The following is a 10,077-nucleotide window of genomic DNA, read 5'->3' on the forward strand; positions in this document are numbered from 1 at the left end:
GGCCAAGCCTGGTATATCCACGATGGCAAGCGTTACTACCTCAAAGACGGCGACCTTGCCTACCAGATCATGCGTTTCTTAAGCAGTGGCATTACCAACAGCGATTTGCGGCAAATAGGGGTGGGAGCGTTGGAATAAATTGAATAGTTTTTTATGTCTGTATCTGCATCTATTGTAGCAGACCTCCGTGAAAAGACAGGCGTGGGGATGATGGACGCGAAGCGCGCGCTGGAAGATGCGGGAGGGGATGAGGCGAAGGCGATAGAGCTTTTGAGGAAAAAGGGGATGAAAGCAGCGGAGAAGAGGCAGGATCGCGTTGCCCGCGAAGGGGTCGTGGAAGCGTATGTGCATTCGAATGCAAGGGTGGGTGTGCTCGTGAGCCTTGCGTGTGAGACTGATTTTGTCGCGCGGAACGACAGTTTCCGCCAGCTCGCGCACGAGATCGCGCTCCACATCGCGGCCATGAATCCGCAGTACCTCGCTCCCGCGGACATCCCGCAGGATGTGCTGGAGAAGGAACGGGAGATTTATCGCGATCAGGTGAGGGCGGAGAAGAAGCCGGAAGCGATGGTGGAAAAGATCGTGGAAGGGAAAATGCAGAAATTTTATAAAGACACCTGCCTTTTACAGCAGGCATTTGTAAAGGACGAGAGCAAGACCATTGAAGATCTCATTGTGGAAGCCACCGCGAAAATCGGCGAGAAGATCGAGATAAGGGAATTTGTCAGGCTGAAAGTGTAATTGTGGAAATTTTCAAGACCCGCTCATCACAAGCGGGTCTTTTGTTTATATGGAAAATTAGGTATTATGAATATGAATAGAAACAGTTTTTTCAACATCAGACAGACACGCCGCGAGTGTCGGACTTCTCGCTGCGGAACTCGCACAACGCTCGGCTTGCTCGTTGCGCAACACGCGTCATCCCGACCAGCGTCGGGATGCGCTCCGCCTCACCAGCCCAAGTCCGATATACGTCGGACACCATGCTTGGGCTGGTTGCGGAGGGTTGCACAAGAGCAATCCTCGCTGGGGGACACCACTTGAACAGCCTGCTCCGTAGAGCGCGAGCGAAGCGAGTGATTCTGCGGGGTTATCGCAGTGAAACCCAACACACCGCAGCTATTATATGTATCAATATTAACAATAGGTTTAAATGGAAAAAAATATATGAAATACCTTTATCAAAGAATCCTTATTAAATTGTCGGGGGAATTGTTTGGGGGGAAGGGGAAGAGCGTTGACCTTGTGAGGTATGAGAAGGTGGCGAAAGAGCTTGCGGGGCTTGTGAAGGAAAAAGTGCAGGTGGCAGTGGTGGTGGGCGGCGGCAATATCATGCGGGGGAGAACAGTGAAGGGCGATGTGCAGGACGAGCTTGCGGGCCACCGTGCGGGCATTATTGCCACGGTGGTGAATGGATTATTGCTGCAGAGAGCGCTCATCCGCAATCATGTGCCTGCAGTGCTTCGTGGCGTTGCGATAGTGAGCTATGTGAATTCAGATGACCCTATCTGTGCGCAGGATGATTTGGGTGCGGGCAAAGTGGTGCTCTACGCGGGCGGCTCTGGAGGCCGTTTCCTCTCCACTGATACCGGCGCAGTGATAAGAGCCTTGGAGATCGGCGCAAATGCAGTGATGAAGGCGACTCACGATGTGGACGGGGTGTACGATCGCGATCCTAAACAATCAAAGCGCGCAGTGAAGTATCCCGTACTGACCTTTAGTGAAGCGATTGAGAAGCGGTTGGGGATTTTGGATCTGGCCGCCTTTGACCTCGCGCAAAAGTATCATTTGCCCATCCATGTATTCAAGTGGGGGACTGGGAGGCTTTTGAAAGTATTACGCGGGGAAAAAGTAGGGAGCGTGGTGAAAGATTAGCCATTTAACCATTTATCAATTTAACACTATAACGATATGCTCAACATAGCCATCAACGGTTTCGGACGCATCGGCAAGGCGGCACTGAAGATCGCCTGGAAGCGGAAGAATATGCAGGTCGTCGCGATCAATAATCCCGGCGATGTCGCGACCTTTGCGCATTTATTGAAATTCGACAGCGTGTACGGGCACTGGGACCACGAGGTAAGGGGGATTCCCGTAAAATCGGTAGTCGCGAGCAAGCCCATAGGGACACTGGTTATTGATGGCGTAAAGATTCCTATTTTTGGCGAAAAAGATCCCCTTCTCCTTCCTTGGAGGAAACTCAAGGTTGATGTGGTTTTGGAATGCACCGGCAGGTTTACGAAAGACGACGCGGCGGCGGCACACCTCAAGGCGGGCGCCAAGCGGGTGGTCGTGTCCGCGCCCACCAAAGGAGGAGAGACGAAGACATTTCTCGTAGGGGTCAATGCGGACCATTATGAGGGAGAGGCGCTGGTATCGAATGCGTCATGCACCACCAATTGCATTGCGCCAGTTATGCAAGTGATGAGTGACGCGTTTGGCGTGAAGAAGGCAATGCTCACGACCGTGCACGCGGTCACCGCAGAGCAAAATCTAGTTGATTCAAATCCTCCCGCGCTCCATCCTGATCTGCGGCGCGCGCGCTCGGCGCTCGCCAATATTGTTCCTACCACGACTGGCGCGGCATCGGCCTTGGGGAGCGTCATTCCCGCTTTGAGGGGGATTTTCGACGGGCTCGCATTGCGCGTGCCAGTGCTCTGCGGGTCGCTTTCAGACTTTACATTCCTTTTGAAGAAGAAAGTGACCGTCGCGCAGGTGAACGGGGCGTTCAAAAAAGCGGCGAACGCCGAGCGCTATGCAGGAGTCCTCGCGGTGACGGAAGAGCCGATCGTGTCATCCGACATCGTCGGCCGCACCGAGTCTGCCATCGTCGACTTGTCGCTCACCAAAGTGGTGGACGGGGATCTCGTGAAAGTGCTTGCGTGGTATGACAACGAGTGGGGGTATGCCAACCGCTTGGTGGAAATGGCGGCAAAGGTGATGGGGAAGAAGTGAATGGTTAAACTGCTAAATTGTTAGATTGTTGAACTGTGTGACTGTTAAATTGTTTATTGTTATGGAGTTGTATAAGCGGGGAGTTTATTTTGTAAATAAGCGTTATATATAGTAAAATAAGGCCATGAGACCAAAACAACGTATGAAAAATAAACGGCAAGTGCGGAAGGAAGTGATGCCTTTTCGGCGATCCCTTTTTTGGGACGTGGACCCGAAAACGATCGATCCCGAGAAGCATGCCGAGTATATCATCGAGCGCGTGCTTGATTTCGGCGAATTAGAAGAAGTGCGGTGGCTGGCGCATCATTATTCCAAGAGACTCATAAGGAAAACACTCAAGGAGTCGCGTGTTATCCATGATAAGTCGCGCATTTTATGGGATCTCGTGTTCAAGTAAAACGCGCAGCGCGAAATGACTTGCATATTGACCGGCTGCCTGCGGCCACCCGCCACGCATTTTTAGAAAGCGTACGGGATAGGTTATTCGCAACCGCAGGGTGGTACCTCGCGGGCGGTACGGCGCTCGCATTGCAAGTAGGGCACAGGGAGTCGGAGGATTTGGTTTTCTTCACCCCGCGGAAGAGTTTTCAAGAACCGCAATTTGAGAAGAAGCTTATGCTCGCCGGCAAGTGGCGGACTGACTTTCTTGCAGAGGGCACTCTTTACGGAAGATACCAGGATGCGAAGATGAGTTTCATCGCGTATCCTTTTTTTCATCCTTCCTCGTTTCTTCAATGCGGTTCGGTGCGGATGGTGGCGCCTCGCGACATCGCCGCGATGAAGATTGAAGCGATTAGCCAGCGGGGAAGGAAGAGGGATTTCGTGGACCTGTATTGGTATGGGACAAATGTCGAACCGATTGAAAATGCGATTTTGCGTTCTTTCAACCAGTATGTCGGAGAAAACAGGAATTTGACGCATATTATTAAAAGCCTCACGTACTTTGCGGATGCGGAGAAAGACCCCATGCCAAAGCTGTTTTTCGAGGCCGATTGGCAGACAATAAAGGGTTATTTCTTGCGCGAAGTGCCGCGGATGGCGCGGAAATTGCTTTTTTGACATCTTACCTCCCCATCCATCCACCCTCATGAAGGGTGTTTTTTATTTTTTGGCGTTTTGTGGTATTTACCAATTCCCCAAAATGGTAAGGAATGAGTGGAGTAGAGTCCTCAAAATGTTAATATTTGTACGCGCTTACCTGGACCCCCTCAAACTCCCCCTTCTAAAGGGGGAGATCATTGTCCCCGCCTATGCGTTGTGAGAGGTTTTGATGTTTCTCAAAGATGAGCTTAAACGCTTGGCTCGTTGATTGCGATTCAAGCGCTCGGAGGCAGCTTCGCTCGGATCGGGATGAGGCGGAACACTTCCTTTATTTATTAAGTTATGTCTTACTGTACATATGAGTACAGTAAGATGGACATAAACGTGTATATTCTGGTATGCTGTTTTTCGTGATTGGATAATAACAATTTAATGGCTCGTATGACCCTTCATGAATCCTACCAAAAGGAAATTAGCTCCCTCACTAAGGTGATTAAAGAGAGGTATCAGCCCGAAAAAATTATTCTCTTCGGTTCAGCGGCGCGTGGCGAACTCCGGCAGGGGAGCGATATTGATATGCTCATTATTAAGGACGCAAAAGGACGGTCGTATGATCGCATGGTGGAGGTGTTGCGGCTGGTTCAGGGGGCGCAGCCTCGTTTACCTTTCACTCCCATCGTGCTCACGCGCCAGGAGTATACGCGCGGGCTTCAAGAGGGCCGTTATTTTTTTCGCCAGATTGAAAAGGAGGGAAAGGTGCTCTATGAACCCTCATGATTCCAAAGAGCCGTTCGAGTGGCTGGAGAAAGCGCGGCACGATTGCGTGGCAGCAGTGAAGTTGCTGGAATACGGAGGGCATGCGGACACGATCGCGGTACACTGTCACCAAGCAGCGGAGAAAGCGCTAAAGGCGGCATTGCTCGGGATGGGAATTGATTACCCGTTCACGCATGATCTTACCCTGCTGGTTCAGCTTTGTATCGACCAGGATGATTCATTCGGCGTATTGAGAGATGCGATGGTGCGGCTTGCGCCTCTTTACGAGAGGGAGCGGTATCCGTGTTATTGGAGGAGAGGAACCCTACGCCGAGAGTGAATTAGCAAATTTTGTACATATGGCACAAGAGACGGCTGAGTTTGTTCAGAGTAAGATTGCTGCACATATCTGAAATTGACTGTAATTTGGTCGAGAAGCACATCTTATTGTTACACCAACCTACTCACCGCCGCTCTCCCCGAGGAGGGTGTTTTTTATTTTTTGGCGTTTTGTGGTATTTACCAATTCCCCGAAATGATATATAATTAAGGGAGTAGATTCCCCTAAATTATATTAGTATGGCAATTATTGCGCGTTTTATCCAAAAAAACATTGAGAAAAGCTTATTTCAAGGTAAGGTTATTATTATCTATGGCGCACGACAGGTAGGGAAGACTACGCTTGTGAAAGAAATTCAGAAAAAGTATCCTGATGCAGTATATTTTAATTGTGACGAGCCGGATGTCAGGAGCGCATTGAGCAATAAAACGTCAACTGAAATCAAAGCTTTTTTGGGGGAGAAGAAGCTTGTCATCCTTGATGAAGCGCAACGGGTTACCAATATCGGCATGTCGCTGAAGCTCATGGCAGATACGTATCCTGAAATGCAGATTATCGCCACGGGTTCATCTTTATTTGATTTAGCAAACAAAATTATTGAACCATTGACAGGGCGCAAACGGGAATTTTATCTTTATCCGTTGTCCTTGGAGGAAATGGCTCCACGCGAGGATGATATAGTGAGGGATCGGCTGTTGGAGAGGAGAATGATATATGGGATGTATCCGGAAATTGCCACAGGGAAAGGAGACGCGCTCGATGCGCTGAAGGAGGTAGCACGCAGTTACCTCTATAAGGATATCCTGCATTTTCAAACGATTAAGAACAGTGAAGCGGTTGAGAAGCTTCTGCAAGCGCTTGCGCTGCAAATCGGCAATGAGGTTTCATATAGCGAATTGTCATCGCTCGTCGGCGTAGATAAAAAAACAATTGCGAGCTATGTGAACATTCTTGAACAGGCATTTATCGTATTCCGTGTCACGCCCTTTAACCGCAACCTGCGAAATGAGCTGAAGAAGCTGCGCAAGGTATATTTCCATGACACGGGCGTGAGAAATATCCTCATTAATAATGTAAATCCCCTGCATCTCCGCCAGGACGCAGGCGTGCTCTGGGAGAATTTTATGATGAGTGAACGGTTAAAAATGAATCAGAACCACGGATATGAGAAGAATATGTTTTTTTGGCGGACACGGCAAGGGCAGGAAATAGATTTAGTGGAGGAGCACGGCGGGCATGTGGCGGCGTTTGAGTTTAAGCTCACGAGTGACAAATACCGGATGCCTGCGGTTTTCCAGAAGGCATACCCCGGCAGCAGCATCACAGTCGTGCATAGGGGAAATTATAAAGATTTTGTCCTTTTAGGCTGATAGCTGTTTTATTTTTTTCATTATGGTAATGAATTTGATATGGATTGAGCCGATATTTGCATCAGAATAGGAAAGGTGTATAGTTTAAGTCGTGATAATGTCATTATGATATGCTCGATACGCAGGATATCCAACAATTTAAGGGGATTCTTGAGGAAAATAATAAAACGCTCATCCTTGAGGTAGGGAAAGTGTTGGAGCAAAATATCCTTCCTATTCTTGATGATCATGGTAAAATGCTCGAGGCGCACGGTAAGATGCTCGTAGAGCACGGAGAGAGGTTAGGCCGAATCGAAGCTACCATGGTCACCAAGTCTTACCTTGATGATAAGCTTGCCGATCTTGAAGGGCACCTCATTAGCAAGCTCCGCAAGGAGGACGAAAAACTCAACCGCCTTGTGGAACTTTTAGCGAATAAGTCAATTCTCGCAGTAGAGGATGTGGCGTTCTTGCGCCAAATTGAAGTATTCCCTTCTTTGCCAAAAGTATCCATATGACCCGTTTTCTGTACTACAATCTTAGGGTTTATAATCCCTTGTCTTTAAAGCGCGCGCAGGTGGGGATGTGGTTGTGTACGCGAATATTGGGAGATACAATTTATCAGAACTAAAAGGCGGTACCTTCACGGGTACCGTTAAATGTTTGAATGACTTATACAGGGATTTATACACACTTGGTTGACATATTAATTTGGACTTTGTAAGCTTTCTCCGCTCCGTGTTCAATTTGAGCACGGAGGTTTCTTATAACCTTAGGCGAAACCAATATAGTTTCTTTCACAATTCAAGCAAAGGAGATAGTATGAAGACGATCATCATGATGAATGGCTTTCCAGGAACTGGCAAAACTACGGCGGCCATTAAAATTCAGGAAACTCTTAATGGTGTGGGCGTTGTCAGGAGAGATTCTTTTGTAAAGCAAGGGAGTTTGGTTGGTGTCCACACTCTTGAACAGTATTCTCAGAGTATAAAAGACACGCACGAAGTATTTTATCAGGAGATAGAACGCCTTCTCTCTGATTATGATATAGTGGTGTTGGATAGCGTATTCCGTAGTCTTGACTTGCGCGAGAGAGTATATACTATTGTCCAAAAAATTAATGCCTGTTGTTTTCTGATCAAATGTGTGTGCGGACGTGAAGAGCATCTTAAAAGATTACGCGAAAAGATAAAAAACGGGGAATGGATTTTCGACTCTCCTGCAGAACTGCTCTCATTATACGAGCGGGAAGCTCAAGCATTGACTGATGATGAGTTGCGCACCGTCAACTTTTTGCAGCTTGATACTCAGGGCAATAGAATCACCCAAATTTCGATAAAGTCTGATGAAGCAAGCGTGATCGCACGGGCATTAATAAAGGCACTGACGTAACGAAAGAAACGATCGTCCTATTGCCCCGATTCAGTAAATGGATTGGGGCTTTTATTCTGTACGCTGACGGCGCAGTACAGTGGTAATACGTGCGCATACTTTGTTGTTGACAGCGGTCAGAGCATGGGTTAGAGTATAAAGCAGTTTTAAGAATTATTACTACAACATTCCATTTTATGATCAATTGGAAAATTAATGATACAACGCTTAAATATAGAAACTCTTGGATAGAGGTTCGCGAGCACCAGGTAGTTTTCCCCGGAGGGAAAACAGGTGTATACGGCGTTGTCTCAATGCCTGATACGGTTGCGGTCATAGCCCGAGAGGATACTGCCATATACTTAGTACGACAGTATCGGTTCACCGTGAATATGGATTCATGGGAACTGCCCTCCGGGCATATACGAAAAGACGAGACGCCTCAGAAAGCTGCGGAAAGGGAGTTACGTGAAGAGGCGGGGTTGAAGGCGGGAAAATGGAAATCGCTCGGATTCGTCCATCCGGCTCTCGGCGTGATGAACAGCACGAGATATCTTTTTTTAGCAGAACAGCTCACCGCGGCACCAACTTCCCATGAAGATGCCGAAGCGTGTATGAAGATAGAAAAATTTCCGTTAGAAGAAATTTCGAAAATGATTGCCCGTAATGAGATTTTCGACGACTATCTCATTGCGGCACTTTATAAATTAACTACCCAAAACGATCATTAACAAATGAAAGGAGAACAAGATGAAAGTACTGATCACGGGAGGTTCCGGCGTACTGGGTTCTTCCATTCGTGTTGAAGGAAACAGAATTGAAGTGCCTGTCATTGCGCCACTCCATTGCGGGCTTGATGTTACTGATTTTGAACAATGTCGCGATTGGCTTCGAGCACTTTCACCAGGTGACGTGCTCATCCATTGCGCGGCGATGACGGACTGGAAACGCTGCCACGATGAACCGCAAGCATGTCACTCAACGAATGCAGTCGGTGCCTGGAATATTGCAAAGGCCGCGAAAGAACGTGATGTGCTACTCATCCATGTTTCAACGGATGCGGTATTCAACGGCAGCCTTCGCAATGAAGGGTATTGTGAAGATGACCAACCGAGCAACCCCACTAGCGTTTATGCTATCTCCAAGCTTGCTGCCGAGCACTTGGTCCGTGAGACCGATTGCAGGGTTCTCATTGTGAGGATCGGCTGGTTGTTCGGGATAAGCCCCGAAAAGGATCAAAAATTCATTGGTGCAATTTTAAAACAAGCCTCCGCGGGTTTGCAGATCAAAGCAGTGGACGACAAGCGAGGCACCCTCGCATACGCACCCCATGTAGCAAGGAGGATGCTTGAATATGCCCTCAATCAAACCCAAGGAATCAGGCACCTGGCAAATCAGGGTGTCGTGAGCCGCTATGATATAGCAAGGAAGGTGCTCGCATTGTGGCAATATACTAATCCACTAATGAAGGTCTCTTCATGTGCGTTCCCCTCACCCATTAAGCGTCCAGATTTCTCTGCGTTGAGTACCATCTATCCCGACGCAGAACTTCCCCATTGGGATGAAGCACTAGAAGAATACCATTCAATCTATGGAAACCGTTTGGAACAAGAAAGGAGAATGTCATGAAAGTACTCGTAACAGGAGGAGCTGGGTTTGTTGGAACTCACCTCTGCCAGTTCCTGCTGAGAAATGGGCATGTGGTGACCATCTACGATAAACTGGATCTCAGGGTGGTGAATCCAAGGGCACTGCAATGGACAGAGGTAGAAGGTTGCAAAGTCATGGAAGGGGATATCCGAGATGAACCGAAACTTATCGATGCGATGAAACATCAAGACCTCATTATCCATGCTGCGGCACAATCGGCGGTGGATTTAAGCATCAAAGACCCCGTCACTACTTTTGTAACCAATTCTTTAGGAACGGTTCACGTCTTGGAGGCGATGCGACACAGCGGCGTAAAAAGGCTCCATTACGTCTCGACCGATGAAGTCTTCGGTGCGGCAACCATACATCCCTTCACTGAACATTCGCTCGTACAACCCGGCAATCCCTATTCTGCGGGTAAAGCCGCCGCCGAGTCCACCATCTTTGCCTGGGCAAATACCTATGGCATTGAAGTTACCATCACCAATAGACCCTTTGCAAAATAATTTCGTTAATAAGTCGCTTCTTCCCCAATCCCAGGCGGTTAGCTTCTGGCTAACGTCCTGAAATTGGAGAGGAAACAGACGGATTTGAAGGTTGCGGAATACTGCTCTT

General features: G+C 48.2%; 13 protein-coding genes. All 13 read left to right on the forward strand.

Annotated features, from left to right (window positions below; all coding sequences use genetic code 11):
- Window positions 1-153: 153 nt before the first annotated feature.
- The 13 genes from tsf (at window position 154) to WC659_07020 (ending at window position 9,968) form a co-directional block, all read left to right on the forward strand.
- Window positions 154-741 (forward strand): translation elongation factor Ts, encoded by a 588-nt coding sequence (gene tsf, locus WC659_06960; GenBank protein ID MFA4873634.1) that lies wholly within the window; start codon window positions 154-156, stop codon window positions 739-741.
- 426 nt (window positions 742-1,167) lie between these two features.
- Window positions 1,168-1,875: a UMP kinase gene (gene pyrH / locus WC659_06965; protein ID MFA4873635.1), complete on the forward strand. Its 708-nt coding sequence runs from the start codon at window positions 1,168-1,170 to the stop codon at window positions 1,873-1,875.
- Between the two features lie 36 nt (window positions 1,876-1,911).
- Window positions 1,912-2,955 carry a type I glyceraldehyde-3-phosphate dehydrogenase gene (gene gap / locus WC659_06970; GenBank protein ID MFA4873636.1) on the forward strand — a complete coding sequence of 348 codons (1,044 nt, stop codon included), beginning with the start codon at window positions 1,912-1,914 and terminating at the stop codon, window positions 2,953-2,955.
- A gap of 142 nt (window positions 2,956-3,097) precedes the next feature.
- Window positions 3,098-3,352, forward strand: coding sequence for a hypothetical protein (locus WC659_06975; protein MFA4873637.1), 255 nt, complete (start codon window positions 3,098-3,100; stop codon window positions 3,350-3,352).
- Window positions 3,331-4,014: a nucleotidyl transferase AbiEii/AbiGii toxin family protein gene (locus WC659_06980; GenBank protein MFA4873638.1), complete on the forward strand. Its 684-nt coding sequence runs from the start codon at window positions 3,331-3,333 to the stop codon at window positions 4,012-4,014. Before WC659_06975 ends, WC659_06980 begins: the two co-directional genes overlap by 22 nt.
- 423 nt (window positions 4,015-4,437) lie before the next feature.
- Entirely contained in the window at window positions 4,438-4,773 is a 336-nt protein-coding gene (locus WC659_06985; GenBank protein ID MFA4873639.1) for a nucleotidyltransferase domain-containing protein, read from the forward strand.
- Entirely contained in the window at window positions 4,760-5,092 is a 333-nt protein-coding gene (locus WC659_06990) for a HEPN domain-containing protein (protein ID MFA4873640.1), read from the forward strand. Before WC659_06985 ends, WC659_06990 begins: the two co-directional genes overlap by 14 nt.
- Before the next feature lie 239 nt (window positions 5,093-5,331).
- On the forward strand, window positions 5,332-6,462 hold the full coding sequence (locus WC659_06995; GenBank protein ID MFA4873641.1) for an ATP-binding protein: 1,131 nt from the start codon (window positions 5,332-5,334) through the stop codon (window positions 6,460-6,462).
- A gap of 110 nt (window positions 6,463-6,572) precedes the next feature.
- Window positions 6,573-6,959 carry a hypothetical protein gene (locus tag WC659_07000; protein MFA4873642.1) on the forward strand — a complete coding sequence of 129 codons (387 nt, stop codon included), beginning with the start codon at window positions 6,573-6,575 and terminating at the stop codon, window positions 6,957-6,959.
- A 304-nt stretch (window positions 6,960-7,263) separates the two neighbouring features.
- A complete protein-coding gene (locus tag WC659_07005; protein MFA4873643.1) occupies window positions 7,264-7,833 on the forward strand; it encodes an AAA family ATPase in 570 nt (189 codons plus the stop codon).
- Between the two features lie 176 nt (window positions 7,834-8,009).
- On the forward strand, window positions 8,010-8,543 hold the full coding sequence (locus tag WC659_07010; protein MFA4873644.1) for an NUDIX hydrolase: 534 nt from the start codon (window positions 8,010-8,012) through the stop codon (window positions 8,541-8,543).
- 19 nt (window positions 8,544-8,562) lie between these two features.
- On the forward strand, window positions 8,563-9,441 hold the full coding sequence (locus WC659_07015) for an NAD(P)-dependent oxidoreductase (protein ID MFA4873645.1): 879 nt from the start codon (window positions 8,563-8,565) through the stop codon (window positions 9,439-9,441).
- Entirely contained in the window at window positions 9,438-9,968 is a 531-nt protein-coding gene (locus tag WC659_07020; GenBank protein ID MFA4873646.1) for a GDP-mannose 4,6-dehydratase, read from the forward strand. Before WC659_07015 ends, WC659_07020 begins: the two co-directional genes overlap by 4 nt.
- Window positions 9,969-10,077: the final 109 nt, after the last annotated feature.

It is taken from the genome of Patescibacteria group bacterium (assembly GCA_041645165.1).
Taxonomy (GTDB): Bacteria; Patescibacteriota; Patescibacteriia; order 2-02-FULL-49-11; family 2-02-FULL-49-11; genus 2-02-FULL-49-11.

Excerpts from the sequence above, each read along its gene's own strand:
- tsf (MFA4873634.1), top strand. The coding sequence starts at position 154 with ATGTCTGTATCTGCATCTATTGTAGCAGACCTCCGTGAAAAGACAGGC.
- pyrH (MFA4873635.1), top strand. The coding sequence starts at position 1,168 with ATGAAATACCTTTATCAAAGAATCCTTATTAAATTGTCGGGGGAATTG.
- gap (MFA4873636.1), top strand. The coding sequence starts at position 1,912 with ATGCTCAACATAGCCATCAACGGTTTCGGACGCATCGGCAAGGCGGCA.
- WC659_06975 (MFA4873637.1), top strand. The coding sequence starts at position 3,098 with ATGAAAAATAAACGGCAAGTGCGGAAGGAAGTGATGCCTTTTCGGCGA.
- WC659_06980 (MFA4873638.1), top strand. The coding sequence starts at position 3,331 with ATGGGATCTCGTGTTCAAGTAAAACGCGCAGCGCGAAATGACTTGCAT.
- WC659_06985 (MFA4873639.1), top strand. The coding sequence starts at position 4,438 with ATGACCCTTCATGAATCCTACCAAAAGGAAATTAGCTCCCTCACTAAG.
- WC659_06990 (MFA4873640.1), top strand. The coding sequence starts at position 4,760 with ATGAACCCTCATGATTCCAAAGAGCCGTTCGAGTGGCTGGAGAAAGCG.
- WC659_06995 (MFA4873641.1), top strand. The coding sequence starts at position 5,332 with ATGGCAATTATTGCGCGTTTTATCCAAAAAAACATTGAGAAAAGCTTA.
- WC659_07000 (MFA4873642.1), top strand. The coding sequence starts at position 6,573 with ATGCTCGATACGCAGGATATCCAACAATTTAAGGGGATTCTTGAGGAA.
- WC659_07005 (MFA4873643.1), top strand. The coding sequence starts at position 7,264 with ATGAAGACGATCATCATGATGAATGGCTTTCCAGGAACTGGCAAAACT.
- WC659_07010 (MFA4873644.1), top strand. The coding sequence starts at position 8,010 with ATGATCAATTGGAAAATTAATGATACAACGCTTAAATATAGAAACTCT.
- WC659_07015 (MFA4873645.1), top strand. The coding sequence starts at position 8,563 with ATGAAAGTACTGATCACGGGAGGTTCCGGCGTACTGGGTTCTTCCATT.
- WC659_07020 (MFA4873646.1), top strand. The coding sequence starts at position 9,438 with ATGAAAGTACTCGTAACAGGAGGAGCTGGGTTTGTTGGAACTCACCTC.